This is a genomic window from Thauera mechernichensis (assembly GCF_029588855.1).
GTDB classification, from domain to species: domain Bacteria; phylum Pseudomonadota; class Gammaproteobacteria; order Burkholderiales; family Rhodocyclaceae; genus Thauera; species Thauera mechernichensis.
This window is the reverse complement of sequence record NZ_JARQZE010000002.1, coordinates 45,896-68,311: the sequence shown is the minus strand read 5'-3', so window position 1 is coordinate 68,311 and position 22,416 is coordinate 45,896. Positions and strand designations below refer to the sequence as shown.

24 protein-coding genes are annotated in these 22,416 nt (G+C 66.1%); 7 read left to right on the top strand and 17 right to left on the bottom strand.

All coding sequences use genetic code 11. The features are described 5' to 3' along the window. Positions 1–14 precede the first annotated feature (14 nt). The 13 genes from P7F68_RS03175 to P7F68_RS03115 all read right to left on the bottom strand — a co-directional run bounded on the left by P7F68_RS03175 (position 15) and on the right by P7F68_RS03115 (position 10,554). A complete protein-coding gene (locus tag P7F68_RS03175) occupies positions 15–866 on the bottom strand; it encodes an HDOD domain-containing protein (protein ID WP_277830675.1) in 852 nt (283 codons plus the stop codon). Beyond that, entirely contained in the window at positions 856–1,182 is a 327-nt protein-coding gene (locus P7F68_RS03170; protein ID WP_277830673.1) for a hypothetical protein, read from the bottom strand. The genes P7F68_RS03175 and P7F68_RS03170 overlap by 11 nt, the downstream gene beginning before the upstream one ends. Further along, positions 1,169–1,990 carry a response regulator gene (locus P7F68_RS03165; protein ID WP_277830671.1) on the bottom strand — a complete coding sequence of 274 codons (822 nt, stop codon included), beginning with the start codon at positions 1,988–1,990 and terminating at the stop codon, positions 1,169–1,171. Before P7F68_RS03165 ends, P7F68_RS03170 begins: the two co-directional genes overlap by 14 nt. Before the next feature lie 154 nt (positions 1,991–2,144). Then, a complete protein-coding gene (locus P7F68_RS03160) occupies positions 2,145–2,381 on the bottom strand; it encodes a hypothetical protein (RefSeq protein ID WP_002935914.1) in 237 nt (78 codons plus the stop codon). Then, positions 2,378–2,575: a hypothetical protein gene (locus tag P7F68_RS03155; protein WP_157384616.1), complete on the bottom strand. Its 198-nt coding sequence runs from the start codon at positions 2,573–2,575 to the stop codon at positions 2,378–2,380. The genes P7F68_RS03160 and P7F68_RS03155 overlap by 4 nt, the downstream gene beginning before the upstream one ends. Next, positions 2,548–3,282, bottom strand: coding sequence for an ABC transporter ATP-binding protein (locus P7F68_RS03150; protein WP_002923569.1), 735 nt, complete (start codon positions 3,280–3,282; stop codon positions 2,548–2,550). The genes P7F68_RS03155 and P7F68_RS03150 overlap by 28 nt, the downstream gene beginning before the upstream one ends. Positions 3,283–3,290: 8 nt before the next feature. Then, positions 3,291–3,995 carry an ABC transporter permease gene (locus P7F68_RS03145; protein ID WP_270069558.1) on the bottom strand — a complete coding sequence of 235 codons (705 nt, stop codon included), beginning with the start codon at positions 3,993–3,995 and terminating at the stop codon, positions 3,291–3,293. A gap of 69 nt (positions 3,996–4,064) precedes the next feature. Next, positions 4,065–4,373, bottom strand: a complete 309-nt coding sequence (locus tag P7F68_RS03140) for a hypothetical protein (protein ID WP_277830664.1) — start codon at positions 4,371–4,373, stop codon at positions 4,065–4,067. A gap of 3 nt (positions 4,374–4,376) precedes the next feature. Next, entirely contained in the window at positions 4,377–4,646 is a 270-nt protein-coding gene (thiS, locus tag P7F68_RS03135) for a sulfur carrier protein ThiS (protein ID WP_270069557.1), read from the bottom strand. A gap of 10 nt (positions 4,647–4,656) precedes the next feature. Further along, positions 4,657–5,949: an NAD(P)/FAD-dependent oxidoreductase gene (locus P7F68_RS03130; RefSeq protein WP_277830657.1), complete on the bottom strand. Its 1,293-nt coding sequence runs from the start codon at positions 5,947–5,949 to the stop codon at positions 4,657–4,659. 59 nt (positions 5,950–6,008) lie between these two features. Further along, positions 6,009–7,856, bottom strand: coding sequence for an aldehyde ferredoxin oxidoreductase family protein (locus P7F68_RS03125; protein WP_277830656.1), 1,848 nt, complete (start codon positions 7,854–7,856; stop codon positions 6,009–6,011). A gap of 12 nt (positions 7,857–7,868) precedes the next feature. After that, positions 7,869–8,348 (bottom strand): 4Fe-4S dicluster domain-containing protein, encoded by a 480-nt coding sequence (locus tag P7F68_RS03120; RefSeq protein WP_002935931.1) that lies wholly within the window; start codon positions 8,346–8,348, stop codon positions 7,869–7,871. Positions 8,349–8,481: 133 nt separating this feature from the next. After that, the gene (locus P7F68_RS03115; protein ID WP_002935933.1) at positions 8,482–10,554 is read right to left on the bottom strand and encodes a sigma-54-dependent Fis family transcriptional regulator; all 2,073 of its coding nucleotides are present in this window, start codon (positions 10,552–10,554) and stop codon (positions 8,482–8,484) included. Positions 10,555–10,847: 293 nt separating this feature from the next. On the opposite strand from P7F68_RS03115, the gene pedF reads away from it, so the two are divergent. Together pedF and P7F68_RS03105 are read left to right on the top strand one after the other, a co-directional pair. Further along, positions 10,848–11,297 carry a cytochrome c-550 PedF gene (pedF, locus tag P7F68_RS03110; RefSeq protein WP_002923553.1) on the top strand — a complete coding sequence of 150 codons (450 nt, stop codon included), beginning with the start codon at positions 10,848–10,850 and terminating at the stop codon, positions 11,295–11,297. Further along, on the top strand, positions 11,284–12,135 hold the full coding sequence (locus tag P7F68_RS03105; protein WP_277830651.1) for a substrate-binding periplasmic protein: 852 nt from the start codon (positions 11,284–11,286) through the stop codon (positions 12,133–12,135). The genes pedF and P7F68_RS03105 overlap by 14 nt, the downstream gene beginning before the upstream one ends. 74 nt (positions 12,136–12,209) lie before the next feature. On the opposite strand, the gene P7F68_RS03100 is transcribed toward P7F68_RS03105, so the two are convergent. From P7F68_RS03100 to P7F68_RS03090, 3 genes are all read right to left on the bottom strand, one after another. After that, positions 12,210–13,040, bottom strand: a complete 831-nt coding sequence (locus tag P7F68_RS03100; protein ID WP_002935937.1) for a cache domain-containing protein — start codon at positions 13,038–13,040, stop codon at positions 12,210–12,212. A 189-nt stretch (positions 13,041–13,229) separates the two neighbouring features. Beyond that, positions 13,230–13,877, bottom strand: a complete 648-nt coding sequence (locus P7F68_RS03095; protein WP_232431436.1) for a response regulator — start codon at positions 13,875–13,877, stop codon at positions 13,230–13,232. Then, the gene (locus tag P7F68_RS03090) at positions 13,852–15,177 is read right to left on the bottom strand and encodes a sensor histidine kinase (RefSeq protein WP_277830645.1); all 1,326 of its coding nucleotides are present in this window, start codon (positions 15,175–15,177) and stop codon (positions 13,852–13,854) included. Before P7F68_RS03090 ends, P7F68_RS03095 begins: the two co-directional genes overlap by 26 nt. 182 nt (positions 15,178–15,359) lie before the next feature. Between P7F68_RS03090 and P7F68_RS03085 the strand changes: the two genes are divergently transcribed. From P7F68_RS03085 to P7F68_RS03075, 3 genes are all read left to right on the top strand, one after another. Continuing rightward, complete coding sequence (locus tag P7F68_RS03085) at positions 15,360–17,255, top strand: methanol/ethanol family PQQ-dependent dehydrogenase (RefSeq protein ID WP_277830644.1); 1,896 nt, start codon at positions 15,360–15,362, stop codon at positions 17,253–17,255. Between the two features lie 72 nt (positions 17,256–17,327). Continuing rightward, the gene (locus tag P7F68_RS03080) at positions 17,328–17,933 is read left to right on the top strand and encodes a pentapeptide repeat-containing protein (protein ID WP_002923542.1); all 606 of its coding nucleotides are present in this window, start codon (positions 17,328–17,330) and stop codon (positions 17,931–17,933) included. Then, a complete protein-coding gene (locus P7F68_RS03075) occupies positions 17,915–18,370 on the top strand; it encodes a c-type cytochrome (protein WP_277830642.1) in 456 nt (151 codons plus the stop codon). The genes P7F68_RS03080 and P7F68_RS03075 overlap by 19 nt, the downstream gene beginning before the upstream one ends. Before the next feature lie 122 nt (positions 18,371–18,492). On the opposite strand, the gene P7F68_RS03070 is transcribed toward P7F68_RS03075, so the two are convergent. Further along, a complete protein-coding gene (locus P7F68_RS03070; protein ID WP_002935949.1) occupies positions 18,493–20,286 on the bottom strand; it encodes a methanol/ethanol family PQQ-dependent dehydrogenase in 1,794 nt (597 codons plus the stop codon). Between the two features lie 373 nt (positions 20,287–20,659). Between P7F68_RS03070 and P7F68_RS03065 the strand changes: the two genes are divergently transcribed. Together P7F68_RS03065 and P7F68_RS03060 are read left to right on the top strand one after the other, a co-directional pair. After that, positions 20,660–21,457: a quinoprotein dehydrogenase-associated SoxYZ-like carrier gene (locus P7F68_RS03065; RefSeq protein WP_277830638.1), complete on the top strand. Its 798-nt coding sequence runs from the start codon at positions 20,660–20,662 to the stop codon at positions 21,455–21,457. Beyond that, positions 21,454–22,407: a quinoprotein relay system zinc metallohydrolase 1 gene (locus tag P7F68_RS03060; protein ID WP_277830636.1), complete on the top strand. Its 954-nt coding sequence runs from the start codon at positions 21,454–21,456 to the stop codon at positions 22,405–22,407. The genes P7F68_RS03065 and P7F68_RS03060 overlap by 4 nt, the downstream gene beginning before the upstream one ends. Positions 22,408–22,416: the final 9 nt, after the last annotated feature.

Here is a 22,416-nt window from a genome sequence, read left to right as displayed (position 1 = left end):
TCCGTACTCCTTGCTCAAGGCGCCTGCAACAACCCGACGGCAGACTCGATCTGCTCGTCGATGTCGTGCAGGAGGTGCAGCAAAACCTCCGGCGATGCGACGAAACGCCGCCACGCCCCCTCATCGATGCACGGCACCATCGCATCGCACTCGGGCACGACATCGAGCGCGATCACCACGGCATCCGCAACATGTACCAGCGCTGCATAGGGATCCTGGGCGATGCGCACAGGATCCTGATGGCCTCCTATTGCCGAAACGAGAGCGGCGGGGAATCGCCAGCGCTCGGCCAGCAGTTGCCCGACCTCCAGATGATCCAGCCCGAGCACGGCGCGCTCAGCCTCATGCTGCATGCAGTCGTGCTCGCGACGCCAATCCTCGACCACCGCACACTGCGCGGGGAATGCCCTCGCCAGCAACAGCCGCCCCAGACCATGCATGAGCCCGGCGGCAAAACACACATCCGGGTTCAGGTGCGCAGCACGGCCCAGTACCTGCGCGACCACACCTGCGGCAAGGCCCTGCCGCCAGAAGCCACCCGGTTGCCCGCCCTCGCCGGGCAAGGCACTCGACAAGCTCGCAGCAATGGCCAGCGAGCGCAGCCCGCGGTAGCCAATCAGCACCAGCGCATCGCGGATCGAATGGATGCGCCCCTGCATCCCGTAGAAGGACGAATTCGCGACCCGCAACAGGCGCGCGGTCAGAATCTGGTCGGTGGCAATCAGCCGCTCCAGCTGTTCGGAATCCGCATCCGCCCCATCCAGTGACTGCAGCAACTGCAACGCCACCTCAGGAAACGGCGGCAGGCGTGCCACAGCCTCCATGACGGCGTCGAGTTCGAGCGGGAAGATCGACTCAGCGCTCATCCGTCCCTCCTGTGCGCAAAGCCAGGACTACCGTCATCAGTTCGCGGGCCGCCTCCCCCGTACCTGCCACCCGGAACAGATGTTCCAGCCGTTCCTGCAGCGCAGCCTCGCGCGCGCCACGTGCTGCCGCAGACTCGGGCACCACCAGTTGCAACCGCTCCACACCACGAACACGCAAGCGCTCGAGGATCGTCTCATCAAGGGTGCAGCCTGCCGGCAGAAGGATCATGCCACTCGCGTCGCAAAGCTGGACCGCCAGGACTGCGCCGGGCTGCACCTCATCCAGGGCAAGAGTTTCGGTCTCAACGCGCTGCATGGCTCGTCTCCGGCAACAGAACGAGCAGGCGACCGATCGAGCGCGAATCGCGCCCCATCTCGCTTGCCCTGGCAACAAAGCCCTGACCACCGATCCGCACACTGCGGACCTGCGTCCCACCGACACCCAAGAGCAATTGCAACTCTGGGCTCAGGACTTCGTCATACGCCATCCCGAGCAGTGCCCCCCCTGCTCCAAGCACACGCTCAGCCTCGGCGTTCGCGAACACGACCAGACGATCCATATCGACCCCGACGACAGGCAGCGGCAGTGCCTCAACCACCTCGCGCGCCACCTCGAGGGCTGCGCCATCGATGAGCAACTCGCGCTCGGTAACGGCCAGGTGCGCCTTGAGACTCTCGTTGGCGCACGCGAGCTGTTCGTTCGACAACGCCAGTTCGTGCGCGAGACGGCGATTCTCATCAGCCAGCGCCTTGTGACGGAAGGCCTCGGCAATGTTCGCCCGCAGGTGGTCGTCGTCCCATGGCTTGGTGAGGAACTTGTAGATGGCGCCCTCATTGATGGCATCGGTAACCGACTTCAACTCGGTGTACCCAGACAGCACCATGCGCACGGTATGCGGATAGGCCTTCTTGACGCTGCGCAGGAAATCAGTGCCGCTCATGCCGGGCATGCGCTGATCCGAAACCACCACATCGACATGCCGCTCGGCAAGAATCCTCAAGCCTTCCGCACCACTGTTCGCGACCAGCACCGTGTAGGGCTCCCGCCTCAGCGTGCGGCGCAACGCAGCGAGAATGTTCTCCTCGTCGTCGACCACCAGGAGACTACCTGTCGTCTCGTCCACTCTCGGCACCTCGCACACCGGCCGCAAATCAATTAAGTTATTAATCGCATATTATTTGATTGTGTCACTTTTTCCCAGATAACGAAGATAGGCCGTGACACGCTGCACACTCAGGCAATACGCATGGAAAACGGCCACCGTCACGCGAGCAGACTCAGCGCGGCCTCTCGTCACGCGCGGCGAGTCGTGCAAGCACGAGCGGAAACGCGCCGGAACCCGCCAATGCGACTGCCGTAACCAGGAAAGCGAGGCCCGCCATCGGGTCTGACAGCGCAGGATGCAGTTGCGTGCCAAAGCCGGCGAAACACAACAGCGCAGGAACGAGCGCAACTGCAGCGAGCGCGAACAACACGACCGCGCTGACCGGCACCCGCGGCCCGATCGCCTTCATCGGGTAACACGCCCCGGCAACAAGCCTTCTTCCGCAGGCTCGGCGACGGGCGCCAGCGCCTGGCTCGAAACCGGCTGGACATTGGACGCCTCACGCACCACAAAACCACAGTTCGCACCGAAGCTCCCCAGCAGCACCACCGCAGCCGTGGCCAGCAGCGTGCTTCTCAAGCGCCTTGAAACCGCATTTTCCATGGCAACTCTCCCTGGATGAACAGCCGCGCCTCTTCGGAGCGCGGGCGGCTGAAGAACTCGCGGACTGCAGTATGTTCGCACACACGCCCACCGGACACAAAGACGATGTCATCGCCGAGGCGGGTCGCCTGGGCCAGGTTGTGGGTCACCATCAGGATGCGCGTACCATCGGTACGGATCTCACGAATGATGCGCTCGACCTCGGCGCTCGCCGACGGATCGAGACTGGCCGTCGGTTCGTCGAGCAGCAGCAGCCGGGGCTTGGTCAGCCACGCGCGTGCGAGCCCGAGTCGTTGCTGCTCGCCCCCTGACAGGTGACGGGCACTGTCGGCGGCACGATCGGCCAGGCCCACGCGCTCGAGCATCGCCAGTGCCCGCCGCCGCCGCTCATCGGCGCGCAGACCGAGCGGCTTGAGACCCAGCGCCACGTTGTACAGTACCGAAGCACGCAACATCATCGGGCGCTGGAACACCATCATCACCCCCTGCTCCGGCCGGCGTGCGCCCTCGTCGCCCCAGGCCATGCTGCCACCGCTGGCCTCGACCAGACCGCAGATCGCCCGCAGCAATACGCTCTTGCCCGCGCCGTTGGGGCCCAGCACCAGGGTAATGCCCTCGTCGCCGAGTTCCAGGTCGATGCCGGCGAGCACCTCCCTGCCGTTGGGTCGGAAGCGCAGTCCAGAGATTCGCAGCGGAAAGATCGCCATGGCCCTGCCTAGCCGAAGCGGCGCATCGCCCAGTGGCGCAAGGCGAACGCCAGCGCGTTGAGCACGAGAATGATGACGATCAACATCAGGCCAAGCGCGATCGCCAGCGGCAGATCGCCCTTGCTGGTCTCGAGCGCAATTGCAGTGGTCATGACGCGGGTAGCACGATCGATGTTGCCGCCCACGATCATCACTGCCCCAACCTCGCTCATTGCCCGTCCTAGCCCGGCCAGCACCGCCACGACCAACGAATGGCGACAGTCATACAGCAGCGTGGTGACACTGTCCCACCACGAAAAGCGCATCAGTGCCAGCTCCTCGGCGTAGCGCTGCCACACGTCCTCGACGACCTGGCGGGCGATCGCGGCCATGAGCGGGATCACGAGCAAGGTCTGCGCAATGATCATCGCCACCGGGGTGTATAGCAGGCCGAAGCTCCCGAACGGCCCGGAGCGAGACAAAAGCAGGTACACCACCACGCCCACCACCACCGAGGGCAAGCCCATCAGGCCATTGATCAGCACGGACAGCGTACTCTTGCCGGGGAAGCGCCCCACCGCGATACAGGCGCCGAGCGGCAGTCCGATCAGGGTGCCCAGCACGACCGCCCCGCCGCTCACCTGAAGCGAAAGCAGCACGATCTCGGTCACCGCATGATCGAAGGTGGCCAGCAGTGCCAGGGCATCGGAGAAGGTGGTGGCAAAAACGGACATCGGCAGGGAGCATACCCGAAACGCGGCACAGGCCTGAACGCTGGCGCGGTCGGGCGCGCTGTGTCGCGATCAGCCGCCGCCTTTCTGCATCGCCCGATCAAGACGTTCGAGCAGGGTGCGGCGCGCGGGCTCGGTCCCGGCGCCGAAGCGATAACGCACGATCAGCTGCGGCAGCTCCAGCAGGCCGAGACGGCGCAGGCCAGCGGGCTCGATCTCGATCGCGAGATGCTGCGTCCCATCCTGCAGCCCGAAGGCCGAGGCGTCGGCGCCGCCCTGTACCTGCGGCCAGGCCTGGCGCAGGTCACGCTCGAATTCACGCGGCGTCGCGGTGACCCGGCGCTCGAAGGACTCGGGCACCGGGCCGTTGATGAAAGCCACCGTTCAGCCGCCGGCGATCGGCGGCCAGATCGCGAGTTCGTCACCTTCGGCCAGGCGCCGGCGGGCACGCTCGGCCGGCGGCACGAAGTGGCCGTTGACCAGCACCAGGTGGGCGCTGCGCTCGGGCACGCGGTAGCGGTGGATCATGTCAGCCACCGTTGTGCCCTCGTCCACCTCGAGCTCCAGCCGGTTGCCGCGGTGGCCGTCGGGCAGGTAGTCGGACAAGGACGCAAACAGCTTGAAGGCAATGCGAATCGTCACCCGGGTCTCCATTCGCCCCCCCTCAGCGCGCAAGCGCCATCGGCTGCTGGCTGCACGCCACGTAGGCGTCGACGAAGGCCAGCGGGCTGGCAAGCAGACGGTCCTTCCAGTCTCCGAGCTTCACCTGACCGTGGATCAAGCCACGCAGCGCGCCCACATGCTGGGTGAGACCGATCGAGGTGGCGCCGATCAGCACGTCGTCCTTGAACTGCAGGCTCAGGTAGCGGTAGCGCGCCTCATCGACCAACTCGACACCGCTGCCGCCGGCGTCCGACTTCTCGCCCCACCACTGCCCGAAGGACGAGGAAATCAGGCCCAGCGTGTCGAGCACGTTGATCGCCAGCACACCGTTGAGCTTTGTATCCCTGGCGGCGGCTGCGCGCGCCATGTTCATCGCCGCGATGCGCGCCTGGTCGGCGGCATTGGGCTGGATGGCCGCGACCAGGTGCGCACCGGTGAAGAGATCCGGCGCCTCGGCCACGTCCCCCGCGGCGAAGATGCCGGGCACGCTCGTCTCCATGCGCTCATCGACCAGCACGCCCTTGGCGACATGCACCGGCGTTTCCTCCAGGAAGCCGACATTGGGCGCAACCCCCGCGGCCACGATGACCAGGTCGCAGTCGAGGCGATCGCCCGTCGACAGCGTCACCACGAGCGGCGCATCGCTCGCCGCGTCGCCCCCGCGATCGATACGCTGCACGCCCGCAGAGGTGACGACCCGGATGCCCTTCTCCTCGACCCAGCGCTTTATCATGCCGCCGGCCTTGGGTGTCATCATGCGCGGCACCATGCGGTCGCCCATCTCCACCACGGTGAGCTGCACGCCGCGCTTGGCCAGCGCCTCCATGATGATGCAGCCGATGAAGCCAGCGCCGAGCTGCAGCACGCGCGCGCCCGGTTTGGCCAGCGCGGCGATCGCACGGGCGTCGGCCAGCGTCCAGCAGGTCTGCACCTCGGGCAGGTCCACACCGGGGATGGGCGGCCGCACCGGGTGCGAGCCGGTGGCAATGAGCAGGCGGTCGTAGCTTTCGAAGTGGCCGTCGTCGAACAGCACGGTGCGCTTGTCAGTGTTGAGCGCCACCGCACGCCCGCGCAGCTGGCCGATGCGCAGGCGCTCGAAGTGGTCCGCACCCTTGCGCAGATACGTGCCCGCCTCGTCGATGTTGCCTTCGAGCAAATAGGGGATGGCCATGCGCGAGTATGGGGGCGCGTCCTCGTGACCGACCATCAGGATGTCGTCGGTGGGCGCGGCCTTGCGCAGGGCTTCGGCGGCAACAACCCCCGCGGGACCATTACCGAGAATCAGGTGTTTCATTTGGGAACCCTCGAACGAAGCACGGGCGCCCTCGAGGGCGCCCGCGTACGCTTACACGATCACAAGCCCAGGCGTGCCCGCGTCTCGGCGGTCGGCTGGCCCTCGGGCGTCCACCCGCGCACCTGATAGTACTCGGGCAGCATCTTCGCCAAGCCGTTGACCAGGCCCTTTGCCGGACCGGTCTTGGCCGGTTCCTGCGTGAGGCGCGGCGGCAGGTTGTCGTCCTTGGCGGTGAAACCGGCGGCATTGTTGAACATGCGCTCCATGTTCCAGATGCGCTCGCCCACCTCGTTCAGCTTCTCCATGCTCCAGTCGCCCTCGCAGGCGGCAGCGACCTGCGGCTGCACGTCGGCCAGGGTCCACGCGAAGCTGGTGAACACGCAGATGCCGGCCGAATCGAACACCGCCGTGGCGTCCTGGAAGGCCTTCACCAACTCGGGCTTGCCGTCGGTCGTGAGCGGGTCGGTCTTGACCGGAATGCCGAGCACTTCGGAGGCAACCGTATAGCCGCGCAGGTGGCAGGCGCCACGGTTGGAGGTGGCGTAAGCCAGGCCCATGCCCTGGATGCCGCGCGAATCGTAGGCCGGGAATTCCTGCCCCTTCACGCTCATCGACAGCTCGGGGCGGCCGTACTTCTCGCACAGGCGCTTGCTGCCCAGGCCAAGCTCCCTGCCAAAGCCCTCGCCCACCGCCGTCATCTCCACCATCTTCGCCAGTGCTTCGGCCGAGCCGAAGGGCGCCGAGATGCCGATCTTCTCGTCGTTTAGGATGCCCAGCTCGTAGAGCTCCATCGCCGCACCCACGGTGGCGCCGAAGGAGATCGGGTCCATGCCCTGCTCGTTGCAGATCAGGTTGGCATACTGCAGCGCCTCGAGGTCGCCAACGCCATTGGCCGCACCGAGCGCCCACGCGGCTTCGTACTCGAGGCCGCCGGAGGCGCCCCAGTACTTCGGGCTGTTCTTGACCGTGAAGTGGCCCTTGTCGATCTCCGAGATGCGACCGCAGGCGATGGTGCAGCCGAAGCATGCAGCATTGGTGACGAGGTGGGTCTTGCCGTCCGATTCGCGCTTCTCGTGCATGGCCTCGGCGGAGATCTTCGAGGCATCCTCGAACTGCACGTCGCGGTGGTTGCGGGTGGGCAGCGCACCGATCTCGTTGATGACGTTCATCAGCACCTGCGTGCCGTACTTGGGCAGGCCCTGGCCGGTGACCGCGTTGTCGGCAAGCACCTTCTTGGCGTCATTGGTGGCTTTCAGGAAAGCGCCGAAATCCTTGATCCCCGCCACCCCCTTGGTGCCGCGGATGGCCACCGCCTTGAGGTTCTTCGACCCCATCACCGCACCCACGCCTGAACGGCCGGCTGCGCGATGCAGGTCATTGACCACACAGGCGTAAAGCACCTGGTTCTCGCCCGCCTTGCCGATCGAGGAGATGCGCACCAGCGGATCCTGCAGCGCTTCCTTGATCTGCTCCTCGGTCTCCCAACAGCTCTTGCCCCACAGGCCCGAAGCATCGCGCAGTTCGGCCTTGTCGTTCTCGATGTAGAGCCACACCGGCTTGGCAGAGCGCCCTTCGAAGATCACCATGTCCCAGCCGGCGAACTTCATCTCGGCGCCGAAGAAGCCGCCCGAGTTCGAACAGGCGATGGCGCCCGTGAGCGGGCCCTTGGTGACGACGGTGTAGCGCCCTCCGGTCGAGGCCATGGTGCCGGTGAGCGGCCCGGTGGCCATGATCATCTTGTTGTCCGGCGACAGCGGATCGACCCTGGGATCGATCTCGGACACCAGATACTTGGTGGCGAGGCCGCGCGAGCCGAGGTATTCGTCGGCCCACTGCATGTTCAGCGCTTCTTCGGTACAGGTCCCTGCGGTGAGGTTCACGCGCAGGACTTTGCGATTCCATCCCATGACGCATCCTCCTCAGGCTGCGGCCGAAGCCGGGGTGTTGGCCTTCGCGGCCCAGGCGCGCATCTTGTCGATACCGGTCCAGTCGGCATCGACATAGGTGATGGCGCCGGTCGGACAGGCGCTGGCACAGGCGGGGTTGCCCTCGCACAGGTCGCACTTCTGTACCTTGCCTGAGTCCTGGTTGTAATTGATGGTGCCGAACGGGCAGGCGATGGTGCATACCTTGCACCCCACACAGGTGTCCTCGAAGACCATCTTGGCGCCGGTTGCCAGGTCGATGCGGATCGCATCGACCGGACAGGCGTTCAGACACCAGGCTTCGGTGCACTGCGTACAGGTGTAGGGCACCTTGCGGCCCTCGTGTTCGAAGTTGAACACCTTGATGCGCGACTTGCTCGGATTGATGACCCCGGTGTGCTCGTACGAACAGGCCATCTCGCATTGCAGACAGCCGGTGCACTTGGCGGGATCAATGTGCAGTGCCTTCCACATCGATCGTCTCCTCATTCGTTGTTGGTCGTGGTCATCGGCCTGGAGGCTGCCGAGCCACCCACAAGCAACTCGGGAACCGAGTCGCCTATGCAGCTACGAGCATATGTCGTGCCAGACGAAGGTCAACCCGGGATTACCCTCCTGCCGCCTGCCGCGCCCCCGCACGTCCGAGCTTGCGGTAAAGGCGGTTGCGACTGACGCCCAAGGTGCGTGCCGCAGCCGACAGGTTCCCGCCCACCTCCCGCATCACTCGCTCGATGAGTTCGACCTCGAGCTGATCGAGCCTGCGCGCGCCGGGTTCGAGCGCGGCCAGGCCACCAGCCGTCGCCGCCACTGCCGGCGGCATGCCGGGGCCAGGCCCCTGCGGCGATGGCTTTGCGTCATCTACCGGGTCGGCCAGGAACAGGTCTTCGGGCAGATGGGAAGGCAGGATTTCGTCCTCGTCGGGGTCGAGCAGCGCAACCGCAACCCGGATCACGTTGTGCAGTTGCCGGACATTGCCCGGCCAGGCATAGCGTTCGATGAAGCGCATGACGTCATCGCCGATACTCAGCTCGCCACGCCCGGCCTCGGCAGCCTCCAGCCGCAGCAGACGGTCCACAATGCAGCGGATGTCGCTGCGCTCGCGCAGCGGCGGCAGCGCCACCGTCAGGCTGTTGACCCGGTAATAGAGATCCTCGCGGAACTCCCCGCGCGCCACGGCATCGCGCAGCACCCGGTGCGTGGCACAGACAAGCGAGATATCGACCGGGATCGACTTCAACGAGCCGACCGGCGTCACACAGCGTTCCTGCAGCACGCGCAGCAGGCGCGCCTGCATGCCCAGGGGCATGTCGCCGATCTCATCGAGGAAGAGCGTACCGCCGTGGGCCTGCTGGATCTTGCCGATCGAGCCTTCCTTGCGCGCGCCGGTGAAGGCGCCGCCCACATAGCCGAAGAGCTCCGACTCGATCAGGGATTCGGGGACCGCCGCACAGTTGAGGGCGACAAAAGCCCCGCTGGCGCGCGGTCCGCTGTTGTGGAACGCAGTGGCGAACAACTCCTTGCCCACGCCCGACTCGCCCTGGATGAGCAGGGGAATGTCCTTGCCGAGGATGCGCCGCGCCCGGTCGACCGCACGCGCGATCCCGGCGTCGCCGGTGGCCAGCGTCTCGAGCACGATCCTGCCCTTGTCAGCAGGCGCCCGATTGCCCCCCGCCTCCGCAAGCACGGCCGGGCGCCCCCCATCGGCCGCTGCCGGCGCGTCCATGGCCGACCTGACGTGCGCCCTCATCGAGCGCAGCTGGACATAGAGATCGGAGCCATCGCGCAGATTGAGCCTGACCAGGGCATCGCTCGAACTGCGGACGCGGTCGGCGATCTTGCCCAGCCCCTGGCGGAACAGTTCGGCAAAGGTACCACCGGTCCCGGTTTCCAGCCGCCGGTGGATCCACTCGCGTGCAATCGAGTTCGCACCCACGACCATGCCATCGGCGGTGACCGCGATGAGCCCCTCCTGCAGGCTGCCGACGTACTCCGGACGCTCATGGAAGGCAACCAGGATCTCGTTGGCGAACTCGGTCTCGAACAGGCGCCGTTCGATCAGCTGCACCGACAGACGCACCAGCCCGAGCGAGTGGCGCTGGTGTGCCCGCTGGTCGCACGAAACATCGAGCACGCCCGCCAAGGTACCGCGCGGATCGAGAATGGGCGCAGCCGTGCAGGACAGGAAGGCGTTGTGATCGAGGAAGTGCTCGCCACCGAGCACGACCGTGGGCGCACTGGCCGCAATGGTGGTACCGATCGCATTGGTGCCACGCGCGGCCTCGCTCCAGCATGCCCCGGGCTGCAGCGCGACGCGACTGGCCTTATCCACGAACTCGGCATCGCCCAGGCTATGCACGATCGTTCCGCGCGCATCGGACAGGATCACCAGGCTGCCCGAGGCGCGGATCTGCTCGAATACATGCTCCATAACGCCGCTGGCGTGTTCTACCAGGCGGGCGCTGCGGTCGCGCGCCTCGGCGAGCCGCAACCGGTCCGCATGGTCCCTCGCCTCACTGGACGCACGATCGAGACCCAAGTCGCGACAACGCACCCAGGAATCCACGATCTGCTCCGGGACACCGTCCTCGGGCAGAACCCCCTCTTCAAAGAACTGGCTGCGCGCCCGCTGCAGGCGATACTCGCGCGCCACCGGCTGCGCCAGCGCATGCTCTGTTGCCATCACGTCTCCTCCGGGCCGCCTTGCCGGAACAACCGACAGGCCGCCATCTTTTCTAGTGCTTCGGTTCGAAACGTAGCATTTGATTCGCTTCGAAACAAATCGACTGCTCCGTTTGCCCGAATGTAAGCACAAAGCCTGCCAGCACCTCGCAGCCGACCTCACCCCACAAGCCGTCCAGACTCCTAGCTCAGACCCCTTCGAGCATTGGGTGGCACGGCGATTGCAGTGCAAGGCTTGTCCGGAGGCACCGGAAACACGCACCCAATCGAACCACGCACAAGAGGATACACAAGGTGAAGACACGTACCTTGAAGGAGACACTGATCAACCGTTTCGCACTTGGCGCGGCAAGCCTTGGCATCGTTGCCGCGGCAACGCTGGCACACGCACATGGCGACGTGGTGCCGCAGGCGGTCGATACCAGTTCATTGCCGCAACTGGGCGAACAATGGGTCGAGAAGAACCCCTACCGCGGCAACGCCGACGCGATCCGCATCGGAGACTCGGCCTTCAACCAGAACTGCGCGCGCTGTCACGGCCTGGGCGCGGTATCGGGCGGCATCGCGCCCGACCTGCGCTACCTCGAGCACGACGACTACATGGACGAGTTCTACATCGGCAAGGTCCGCAACGGCGTCACTCGCAACGGTGCGGTATACATGCCGCCGTTCGAAGGTATCCTGTCGCAGGAAGCCATGTGGGCCATCCGTGCCTGGCTGGAGACGGTCTATGAGCAACAATGAGCGCCGACGCTTTCTGCGCGCCGCGGGGGCCCTGGCCCTCGCGGGCCTGATCCCGCCCGCCACCGCGGCAGCTGCCGAGCTCGAACTGCAGCAGCCCGGCACCCTGAGGGTGGCGGTTTACGCAAACTTCCCGCCCTATTCGGCTGCAGGCAAGGGTGTCGACATCGCGCTCGGTCGTGCGCTTGCCGAGCACCTCGGCCTGCAGCCGCAGATCGTCGAGTTCCCGGCCGACGAGGACATGAAGGACGACCTGCGCAACATGGTGTGGCGCGGGCACTATCTCGGCACCAAGCCGGGCGACGTGATGCTGCACGTACCGGTCGACAACCACTTCGCGACCATCAACCCGCAGGTACGCATCTTCGGCCCCTACCATCTCGAGACGCTGGCGATGGCGCGCCTGCCCGAGCGCGTACCGCAGCCGTCGAATTCGGTCGCTGAGACTTTCGAAGTCTTCACTACGGAGAAGATCGGCGTCGAACTCGACACCCACTCGAGCGACTTCCTGCTCCACATCCTGGATGGCCGCCTGCAGCCCAACATCGTGCACTTCCCCAGCCTCGCCGCAGCAGTCGAGGCCATGCGCCGCGGCGAGATTGCGGCTGCAATGGGCACGCGTACCGAACTCGAGGGCGCCATCGGCGGCGGCGGCGACATCGCGCTCGACCCCCTCGGGATGCCCGAACTGCGCATCAGGCCATGGCCGCTGGGCATGGCCGTGAAGAAGGACAGCGGCCAGCTTGCCGACGCCCTGTCGAACGCACTGGCCGAACTGCAGCGCTCGGGAACGCTGGCCAGAATCTTCGCCGACCACGGCCTCACCCACCGCCTGCCCTGAACAGCGGGCCTATCGGCCCCTGCTCCATTGCTCCGCTGCGGAACAAATGCTCCGCAGCGGAGCATCTGTTCGACTTACTCGATGTAGTGCCCGACGCCGATCAGCGAACGGCCTTCACGGCGCACATACGAGCGCTTGTTTTCCACCGCATTGGTCACCGGATTGCGCCAGACGTAATCGACCGTCGCCTCTTCGGCATCCTTGAGCTTGGAGATCATCTCCGCCACCAAGGCATTGCCGGCTGCATCATGCAAGCCCAGTGCATCGGTGTCCGACAGGGCCGGATTCATGCCCATGGCCTCGAAGCGACCGCTGTCCATGTTGATCATGAACACGTAGAGATCGTTCTTCACGAACTCGCCACGCCGGTCGTTGAAGGCTGCTGCCGCACGCGCATGGCCTTGTTCCTTGGCCAGCTTGGCCGCACGCTCCAGCATCGCGCGGGCATCGTCTGCACCGGCGCGCGGTGCGGAGTAGCCAACGCCGACGACGTAGTTGCCCACCTTGCGCACGTAGCTCACCTTGGGCTCGACCTTGTTGGTCACCCTGTTCAGCCACATGTAGCGCACCGTCCCTTCCTGGTTCACCCGCGTGGTGTCGATCATCTCGCGGAACAGGGGGTTACCGGCCGCGTCGGTGGTGTTGAGCACGGTCAGCCCCACCAGCGCCTCGGGCGCAGCACCACTGGCGTGATAGACCCCCTTGTCGTCGATCACGAAGACATAGAGATCCTTGCGCACGAACTTGCCCGTGCGGTCATTGAAGGCCGCGAAGGCTGCCTCGGCGCCGTTCTGCTCCATGTAGCCGACCGCCTGCTCGAACATCGCCCGCGCCTCGCGCGGCGTCGCGCGTTCGCCTGCGTGGACGGCCGTTGTGACACCGGCGGCACACAATACCGCCACCATCAACCGAGAGATCCTTGGGTCATTCATCTTCATCATTCCATCCTTGCAAGGTGCGGATATTCAAGGGGCAACAATCCCGATTGCCAAATTGCAAGAAACAGGCCCGCGGGCAGACGCCTCAGCGAGGCTTCACACCGGGCATGTGGAGCATCCGGCATGGAGCATCTGTTGCGGTTCGGCACGTATCGGTCAGGCCCGCAACTGCTCTCCCAGACTCACCAGGCCATGCCTCACGGCAAGGTGGAGCAGCCTGAAGTCGTTCTCGGCGCCAAGTTTCTGGCGGACTGCCGACAGATGGTTGAGCACGGTCTTCTGGCTCAGGTGCATCGACTCGGCAATGCTTGCAACCGGGTCGCCACTGGCTACGAAGCGCAGCACCTCGAACTCCCGCGGCGTAAGGCGCTCGAGCATCACCTCCGAATCAAAGGCTGCGGTCATGGTCGAGTGCGCCAGCCCCTCGGCAAGGACGCGCCGTCCCGAATGCACCGCGCGCACGGCGGCCATCAGCTCATCCGGGGCGCAATTTTTGGTCAGGTAGCCGAGCGCACCGGCACGGATCGCCTGGCGCACGAAGCCGGGCTCGTCGTACATCGACAGCACCAGCACGCGAACACTGCGATCGCGCTGGAGGATGCGCGCAATCGCATCGATACCGCTCGCACCGCGCAGGCTCAGATCGACCAGCGCGACATCGATCTCGTGCGTCCGCAGGCAGGCGCAAGCCTCATCCGCCCCGGACACATCGCAGACCACCTTCATGTCGGGCTCGGCATCGAACATCCGCCGATACCCCGTGCGCACCAGCGCGTGGTCATCCAGCAACATCAATCGGATCATGTCTCCCCTCCTCCAATCCAGCGACAGGCAGCCGCAGACGCAACGCGAGCCCGCCTGCACGCCCCTTCTCGAATACCAGCTCGCCACCGGCGATGCGTGCGCGCTCTCTCATGCCAAGCACTCCACCCGATGACCTCGACAGCTGCTCCTCGGTGCAGCCGCGGCCATCGTCCTCGATGCGCAGCGCCACGAAGGCGCCGGCGACGGCAAGCTCGACATCCACATGCGTCGCCTCTCCATGCCGATGCGCATTGGTCAGCGCCTCCTGCACCGTGCGATAGATGGACAGCGCCGCCGCCTCGGGCAGGGCCGGCAGCGCTGTCGGCAACCGGGCGAAAATCGCCGCAGTACCCTGACGCCCCTGCCAGAAATCGAGCAGGTCGTTGAGCGCTTCCAGCAGGCCAAGCTCATCGAGGCCATGCGGCCGCAGGCGCTTGAGGATGCCCGACACTTGGCCCGAGACCGTCGCCACGCCCTCGCGGATCTCACGCCCGCAGTCGGCGATCGCCTCGCGCTCAGCCGTCCCCGCATGGCGCTCGATGTAGGCCGCTGCAAGACCAAGCGCCGCCAGGGTCTGGCCGATCTCGTCATGCAGCTCGCGCGCCAATGCCCGGCGCTCCGCCTCCTGGACCTGGATCAGCCGTCGCCCCATCTGCCGCTCGGCCTCGCGCGCCAGTGCCAGTTCGTGCGCGATCGACTCCATCGTTCGCGCGATACGGTCGAACTCGCGCAGCTCGAAGGCCGGCAGCGTGCGCGGAGTCTCATCGAGCAGGCCAACCAGCCCTCGCTCCAGCTCCACCCCCGGACGCAGGGCCACACCGACGGTGCGCCAGGCGGCGAAACCGGCCACGAACACGAACAGCACGAAGAGCCCGAGCATGCGCGCAGACTCTGCAAGGATCTCGCTCGTCTCGCTCGCCGGATCGGGCTTGATGACCACCGTCGCACCGTCGATCCGGATGCGCTGTTCGGCAAGGTCGAACACCGCGTGCGGAAGGACAGCTGCAAGCCAGCGCGGCACGCCTCCAGCCGCCGCCTCCTGCGCAACAGGCTCTCCGTCGCGCTCGAGCGTGACCGCCAGATGTCTCATGCCGCCCTCGGCAATCAGGGACTCCACGCGCGCCAGGCGATGCTCGCCGGCATCGGACATCGCGAGCATCAGGTCGACGAGTCGGGACGAAGCGTCCACCTCCTCGAGGACGTCCTCACGCAATGCGAGCGCGATCAGCACGCAGGCCAGCACGATCAAGAGCACGAAGTACCCGACCAAGCCGCCAACCAGCCTCGCCCGCAGATCCATTCCGCCTTCTCCCATGCTCCTTAGCTGCCTCGGGCTACGCAAGTCACATGCCAGCTCGGGAAAAACTCCCGGCTTCATCGGGAAGACCGCCCGGGCCATCGACGCCCCCGGCCCGCAGACTTGGCTCCGCAATGGCGCAGGCGGTCTGCGCCACATAGCAATAAAACAGGAGACGCCAACAAATGACTCGCACGCATTTTCCAACCCCCGTCCTGCGCCCGCTGCGGACGGCCGCTCTCGCGGCCTCGCTCGCCGTCGCCTTTCCGGCGTCGAGCCTGGCAGCAAGCACCGTCACCTGGGACGACATCGTCCGCGACCACGAGACGACGAGCGACGTGCTCACCTACGGGCTCGGCCTGAAGGCCCAGCGCTATTCGCCGCTGACCCACGTCAACACCAAGAACGTCGCCGGCCTGGTACCGGCGTGGTCGTTCTCCTTCGGCGGCGAAAAGCAGCGCGGCCAGGAAGCCCAGGCCCTGGTGCATGACGGCGTGCTCTACGTCACCGCCTCGTACTCCCGCCTGTTCGCGATCGATGCCCGCACCGGCAGGCAACTGTGGAGCTACGAGCACCGCCTGCCCGACGACATCCGCCCCTGCTGCGACGTCGTCAACCGGGGCGCAGTCATCTTCGGCGACAAGATCTTCTTCGGCACCCTCGATGCGGCGATCGTCGCGCTCGACAAGAAGACCGGCAAGGTCGCCTGGCGCAAGAAGTTCGGCGACCACAAGGTCGGCTACACCATGACCGGCGCGCCCACGATCGCGCGTGACAAAGAGTCCGGTCGCGTCATGCTGATCCACGGCGACTCGGGCGACGAGTTCGGCGTAATCGGCCACGTCTACGCCCGCGACCCGGACACTGGCGAGGAGATCTGGAAGCGCCCGATGGTCGAAGGCCACATGGGCACGCTGAACGGCAAGCCCAGCACGCCGACCGGCGACCCGAAGGCCCCCTCCTGGCCCAACGACCCGACGCGCGAGACTGGCAAGGTCGAAGCCTGGAGCCATGGCGGCGGTGCCCCCTGGCAGAGCGCAAGCTTCGATGTCGACACCAACACCATCGTGATCGGCGCCGGCAACCCGGCACCCTGGAACACCTGGGCGCGCACCCCCCCGGGCGACGACCCGCGCAACTGGGACAGCCTGTTTACCTCCGGCCAGGCCTACGTCGATGCGGCCACCGGCGAACTCAAGGGCTTCTATCAGCACACCCCGAACGACGCCTGGGACTTCTCCGGCAACAACGAGATCATCCTCTTCGAATACAAGGACCCGAAGACCGGCAAGCAAGTCAAGGCCGGCGCGCATGCGGACCGCAACGGCTTCTTCTTCGTCACCGACCGCGAGAAACTCGCGGCCCGAGCCGACCACCCGAACAAGCCCACCGCCCTCATCAACGCCTGGCCGTTCGTCGACGGCATCACCTGGGCCTCGGGCTTCGACCTGAGCACCGGCAAGCCGATCGAAAAGGGCAATCGCCCGCCGCCGGTCGCAGAGGGCCAGGAAAAGGGCGAGACCGTGTTCGTTTCGCCCCCCTTCCTCGGCGGCAAGAACTGGAACCCCATGGCCTACAGCCCCGACAGCGGCCTGTTCTACATCCCCGGCAACCACTGGGCGATGGACTACTGGACCGAAAAGGTGCACTACAAGGCCGGCTCGGCCTACCTTGGCCAAGGCTTCCGCATCAAGCGCCTGTTCGACGACCACGTCGGCATCCTGCGCGCCATCGACCCGCTGACCGGCAAGATCGCCTGGGAGCACAAGGAAACCTTCCCGCTCTGGGCCGGAACGCTCACCACCGGCGGCGGCCTCCTCTTCACCGGCACCTCCGACGGCTATGTGAAGGCCTTCGACAAGCGTAGCGGCAAGGAGCTGTGGAAGTTCCAGACCGGCTCGGGCATCGTCTCCAGCCCGATCACCTGGGAGATGGACGGCGAGCAGTACATCGCGATCCAGTCCGGCTACGGCGGCGCCGTTCCGCTCTGGGGCGGCGACATGGCCGAGCTCACCAAGCAGGTCACGCAGGGCGGCAGCGTCTGGGTGTTCAAGCTGCCCAAGCAGGTGGCAAGCCGCTGAGGCACTGAAGCGGCAGACCGGTCGCGGGCCAGCCTCCTCCCTGGCCCGCGACACCTCACGGATGAACACACCATGAACACGTTCCACACCTGCTATCGGCACGCCCTGCGCTTGCTTCTCGGCTGTGCGGTGCTGCCGGGCGCCCTCATGTCATCGAGCGCTCAGGCCGAACCGGAACCGGTCCACGAGATCAATGGCTGCGGCATCTGGCCCTACACCCGCTGCCCGGGTGCGGACCTGCGCCATGCCGACCTGGTCGGGCGCAATCTTGCCGGCGCAGACCTGCGCGGAGCCAATCTGGTCCGCGCCGATCTGCGCGGCGCCAATCTCGCGGGCGCGAACCTCGATGGCGCAGATCTCAGCGGCGCCCGCCTCAACAAGGTGAACGCCCCGGTCGCCTCCTTCGTCGGTGCGCGCTTCGTGGGCGCCGATCTCGAAGCGGCACGGCTGATGCGCTCCGACTTCACCAATGCCGACCTGAGCGCCGCGCGACTCGAGATCGCGCGCGCCAACCACGCACGCTTCCGCGGCGCACGCCTGGTCGGCGCCGATCTTCAGGAGGCCAAGTTCCAGAGCGCCGAACTGGACGACGCCGACCTCGACGGCGCGTTGACACGCTTCACCAATTTCAACGAAACCTACATGAAGGGGTGCAACAAATGCCCGCACGACTGGTGAAGACAGGCGGCTGGGCGCACACGCTCCGATTGATCGCCACCCTCTCGGTCGCGGCCCTGGCCGCCTGCGCGACGCCGCCGCAACGGCAGGCCGCGGACGAGCCCAAGGCCGAGCGCATCAACCCCCTGCGCGGTCAGGCAGAGGCAATCGCCAGCGGCGAGAAGCACTACGCTCGGCATTGCGCGAGCTGTCATGGCGAAGGCGCCACCAAGCCCGGGCCGGCCGCCGACCTGCGCAACATCGGCCGTACCTGCCGGCGCTTGACGGACCCCGGGCTCCAGCAGCGCTGCCATCTGGACGCAGACGTCTATTTCCTGAAGACGGTCGAGGAAGGCAAGCTCAGGCTCGGCATCCGTCACATGCCGGCCTGGAAGGACCTGATCTCCACCGAAGAGGCGTGGGCAATCCAGGCCTTCATCGAGACGCGCCCGCGATGACGCCCGCAACCCATGCGACGACTGGGCAACGCTCCCAAGTCCGTCCGCCGCAGCGTTCACGGCAAAAGCCCGGCGGCTTGCGCCGCCGGGCTTCTCACCGGCAATGGGAAACGGCCTACAGCTCAGTTCTTGTGCAGCTTGAACACCCAGACCATGCCACCCTGCTCGAGGAAGTTCACACGCTTGGCAACGTCACCACCCCACAGCGGCACGGCGCCGCCCCAGCCCGACACCACGGCGACGTACTGCTCGCCGTTGTCGTCCCAGGTGACCGGAGGGGCGATCACGCCAGAGCCCGTCTGGAACTGCCAGACTTCCTCGCCGGTCTTGGCGTTGACCGCCTTCAGGTAGCCCTCGGGCGTGCCGTAGAACACCAGGTTGCCGCCGGTGGTCAGCACACCGCCCCACAGCGGCGCGTTGTTCTTCACTTCCCACACGATCTTGCCGTTCACCGGATCGACCGCGCGCATGGCGCCAATGTAGTCCTCGTACAGCGGCTTGATGGTGAAGCCTGCGCCCAGGTAGGCAGCGCCGCGCTTGTAGCTCACCGGCTCGTTCCAGATGTCCATGCCCCACTCGTTGGAGGGCACATAGAACAGGCCGGTGTCCGGGCTGAACGCCATCGGCATCTGGTTCTTGCCACCCAGGAAGGACGGCGCGTTGAACACCACCTCGCCCTTGCCGGCATCCTTCACGCTATCCAGGAAGGGGTTGCCGGGGCGCTTCTCGTCGTTCCAGATCGGGCGACCGGTCTCCATGTCGATGCCCTTGGCCCAGTCGATCTGGGTCACGAAGGGGAAGGCATTGAGCAGCTTGCCGGTGGCGCGATCATTGACGAAGAAGAAGCCGTTGCGGTCGGCCTTGCCGCCCGCCTTGACCAGCTTGCCAGTCTTCGGGTCGTTGTACTCGAACGAGATGAATTCGTTCACACCGTCATAGTCCCAGCCGTCGTGCGGGGTGCTCTGGTAATGCCAGACGATCTTGCCGGTATCGGGGTTGATGGCCACCGTCGCCGCAGAGTAGAGGTTGTCGCCCGGACGCAGCCACGAGTTCCACGGCGCCGGGTTACCGGTACCCATGAAGATCAGGTTGACGTCAGGGTCGTAGTAGGCCGCCTGCCAGGTGGCGGCGCCACCGGTCTTCCACAGATCGCCCGGCCAGGTCGCGTTGACCGTGCCCGACACCCCGTTCTCGATCGCCTTGCCATCCTTGTCGTAGGTGTAGCCCATGTGGCCCTCGACCACCGGACGCATCCAGATCATCTTGCCGGTGAGCGGGTCACGGGCCTCGACGCGTCCCATCACGCCGAACTCGCCGCCCGACACGCCGGTGATCAGCTTGCCCTTGACGATCTGCGGCGCCGCGGTCATCGAGTAGCCGGCCTTGTAGTCGTCGATCTTCTCGCGCCAGACCACACGGCCAGTGTCCTTGTTGAGCGCCACGAGCTGGGCGTCGAGCGTGCCGAAGATCACCAGGTCGCCATAGATCGCCGCACCGCGGTTGATCACGTCGCAGCAGGGCATGATGCCTTCGGGCAGACGGTGCTCGTACTTCCACAGCTTCGCGCCGGTCTTGACGTCGAGCGCGTAGATCCGGCTGTACGACCCGGTGACGAACATCTTGCCGTCATGGATCAGCGGCTGCGACTGCTGGCCGCGCTGCTTCTCGCCACCGAAGGAGAAAGCCCAGGTCGGCACCAGATTGCGCACCGTCTCGGGATTGATCTGCTTGAGCGGGCTGTAGCGCTGACCCTTGGTACCCAGGCCGTGCGTGACGATCTGGTGGGTCAACTCCGCATCCTTCAGGATGTCCTCGTCGGTCACGCCCTTGGCCTGTGCGCTACCGATGCCCGCCAGCGCCACGGTCAGCGCGGTCAGCATCACGGGTAGGGCACGCTGGCGCTTGATTTTGCTCATCATCGACTCCTCCTTGGTGTCTCTCGGACGTATGGTTTATTGATCCACTTCTTCTCCGGCACGGACCCGAACCGGACACATGGACAACTGCAATCGCCATGCCAGCATCGGGGAGGCTCCAAATCACGCGCTCCGGTGTTCCAGCGCCTGCCCAGGCAGCAACGCCGGATGTAACACTTGGGCACAATCGTTGCGCTTCGGAACAGCCCTGCACGCAGCCGGCTGGAGCAGCGCTGCGGCAAAACGCCAGATCAACCGCCCCCGACGACATGAGCGGAGCTTGGCATGACGTTTGCTGCCCGACAGGCACAAAACACGCAACGGGGCGGCCCGGACACCTTCCGGCACCGCACCCGTGCAACGAGGAGACCGCATGATCCGCCACACCCTTGTTCTTGCCGGCCTGTTGTGGGCAGGTACGTTCGCACCCGGCCTGCCATACGCTGTCGCCGCCCCCGCAGGCGAGCAGACGGCGATTGACCCGCTCAACTCACCACGCTGGGGAGACATGGCAAAGGCCTTCTTCGACGGACAGGAGGTCGTGTTCGACCCGCGCATCAGCGTCAGCGGCCCGCTGGTGGCAGAAGATTCGCTCAATGTGCCGATCACGGTCGATGCCAGCGCGCTGCCCGGCGTGGAAGAGATGATCGTCTTCGCCGACTTCAACCCGATTCTCAAGGCCTTGCGCTTCGAGCCCGGTGCGGCGCAGGCGCGGCTCGGCTTCCGCCTCAAGCTGCAGCAATCCTCCCCGGTGAGGGTCGCGGCGCGCACGGTGGACGGCGTCTGGCGGGTGGGCGGCGCCTGGGTCACTGCAACCGGCGGCGGCTGCACCCTGCCCTCGGTCGGCTCCGGCTCGCCGGAATGGCAGGAACGTCTCAACGAGGTCAGCGGCCGGTTGTGGGCCCGCATCGATGGCGGCGAGCGCCTGCGCATGCGCGTCATCCACCCCATGGACACCGGGCTCGCGGCCGGCATTCCGGCCTTCCACATCGAGGACATCGTGATCAGCGACGAAAACGGCCGCATCCTCAGCCGCATACAGCCGCTCGAGCCGGTGTCCGAGAACCCCAGCTTCACCATCGACCTGGCCGAGGCGGCAAGCGGCGGAAGGCTCCACGTGAGCGGCCGCGACAACAACGGCAATCGCATCGATGCATGGGTGACACGATGAGGCACCCTCTTTCGTTCGCCGGCCTGCTGCTGGCCCTGCTCATCGCGCTGCCGCTCGCTGCCCAGCAGCGCAGCAGCTTAGACTACGGCCTCGTCGCACAGGAGATCGCCCCCGGCGCCTACGTCATCGTCGGCCTGCGCGAGGACTTCTCCTTCGACAACGGCGGCAACATCGTCAACACCGGCTTCATCGTCGGCCGCAGCGGGGTCATCGTCATCGATACCGGCCCGTCGCGGCGCTATGGCGAACAGATGCTGGCTGCCATCCGCGCGGTGACGCCGCTACCCGTCGTGCTCACGCTCAACACCCACCACCACCCGGACCACTTCCTCGGCAACCAGGCCTTCCCGCAGGACACGCTCGCTGCACTGCCCGAGACGATCGCCGGCATCCGCAGCGAGGGCGAAGGCTTCAACGACAACATGTATCGTCTCAATGGCGACTGGATGCGCGACACCGAAGTGGTCATTCCCACCCGCGCCCTGAGCGCGGGCAGGCAAGACATCGGCGGGCGTGATGTCGAGTTCCTCGCCCTCGGCGGGCACACGGCGGCGGACCTCGTCGTGGTCGACCACGACAGCGGCACAGTGTACGCCGCCGACCTGCTGTTCAATGGCCGCGCCCCGACCACGCCACATGCCGACATTCCGCGCTGGATCGACGCGCTAGAGCAGCTTGCGCGCCTGCCAGCCCGCCTTTGGGTGCCCGGCCACGGCGACGTCAGCGCCAGCCTCGCCCCCGTGCACGAGACCCGCGACTACCTCGAATGGCTGGCCGGCACGATGCGCGATGCGGCCGAGGCCGGAATGGACATGACCGAAGTCTTCGCGCTCGACATCCCCGCCCGCTTTGCCCAGCTTGCCCTCGTCGACACCGAGTTCCGCCGCTCCGTGGTGCACCTGTTCCCGGCAGCGGAACAGGCCGCCCTGAGCGGCGGCCGGCGCGACTGAGGCGCCGGC

Coding starts and splice junctions, on each gene's coding strand:
- P7F68_RS03080 (WP_002923542.1), top strand. CDS start 17,328: ATGAACACGTTCCACACCTGCTATCGGCACGCCCTGCGCTTGCTTCTC.
- P7F68_RS03070 (WP_002935949.1), bottom strand. CDS start 20,286: ATGAGCAAAATCAAGCGCCAGCGTGCCCTACCCGTGATGCTGACCGCG.
- P7F68_RS03130 (WP_277830657.1), bottom strand. CDS start 5,949: ATGAAACACCTGATTCTCGGTAATGGTCCCGCGGGGGTTGTTGCCGCC.
- P7F68_RS03065 (WP_277830638.1), top strand. CDS start 20,660: ATGATCCGCCACACCCTTGTTCTTGCCGGCCTGTTGTGGGCAGGTACG.
- P7F68_RS03155 (WP_157384616.1), bottom strand. CDS start 2,575: ATGGAAAATGCGGTTTCAAGGCGCTTGAGAAGCACGCTGCTGGCCACG.
- P7F68_RS03150 (WP_002923569.1), bottom strand. CDS start 3,282: ATGGCGATCTTTCCGCTGCGAATCTCTGGACTGCGCTTCCGACCCAAC.
- P7F68_RS03075 (WP_277830642.1), top strand. CDS start 17,915: ATGCCCGCACGACTGGTGAAGACAGGCGGCTGGGCGCACACGCTCCGA.
- P7F68_RS03060 (WP_277830636.1), top strand. CDS start 21,454: ATGAGGCACCCTCTTTCGTTCGCCGGCCTGCTGCTGGCCCTGCTCATC.
- P7F68_RS03105 (WP_277830651.1), top strand. CDS start 11,284: ATGAGCAACAATGAGCGCCGACGCTTTCTGCGCGCCGCGGGGGCCCTG.
- thiS (WP_270069557.1), bottom strand. CDS start 4,646: ATGGAGACCCGGGTGACGATTCGCATTGCCTTCAAGCTGTTTGCGTCC.
- P7F68_RS03090 (WP_277830645.1), bottom strand. CDS start 15,177: ATGGATCTGCGGGCGAGGCTGGTTGGCGGCTTGGTCGGGTACTTCGTG.
- P7F68_RS03145 (WP_270069558.1), bottom strand. CDS start 3,995: ATGTCCGTTTTTGCCACCACCTTCTCCGATGCCCTGGCACTGCTGGCC.
- P7F68_RS03115 (WP_002935933.1), bottom strand. CDS start 10,554: ATGGCAACAGAGCATGCGCTGGCGCAGCCGGTGGCGCGCGAGTATCGC.
- P7F68_RS03120 (WP_002935931.1), bottom strand. CDS start 8,348: ATGTGGAAGGCACTGCACATTGATCCCGCCAAGTGCACCGGCTGTCTG.
- P7F68_RS03085 (WP_277830644.1), top strand. CDS start 15,360: ATGACTCGCACGCATTTTCCAACCCCCGTCCTGCGCCCGCTGCGGACG.
- P7F68_RS03125 (WP_277830656.1), bottom strand. CDS start 7,856: ATGGGATGGAATCGCAAAGTCCTGCGCGTGAACCTCACCGCAGGGACC.
- P7F68_RS03095 (WP_232431436.1), bottom strand. CDS start 13,877: ATGATCCGATTGATGTTGCTGGATGACCACGCGCTGGTGCGCACGGGG.
- P7F68_RS03160 (WP_002935914.1), bottom strand. CDS start 2,381: ATGAAGGCGATCGGGCCGCGGGTGCCGGTCAGCGCGGTCGTGTTGTTC.
- P7F68_RS03100 (WP_002935937.1), bottom strand. CDS start 13,040: ATGGTGGCGGTATTGTGTGCCGCCGGTGTCACAACGGCCGTCCACGCA.
- P7F68_RS03170 (WP_277830673.1), bottom strand. CDS start 1,182: ATGCAGCGCGTTGAGACCGAAACTCTTGCCCTGGATGAGGTGCAGCCC.
- P7F68_RS03175 (WP_277830675.1), bottom strand. CDS start 866: ATGAGCGCTGAGTCGATCTTCCCGCTCGAACTCGACGCCGTCATGGAG.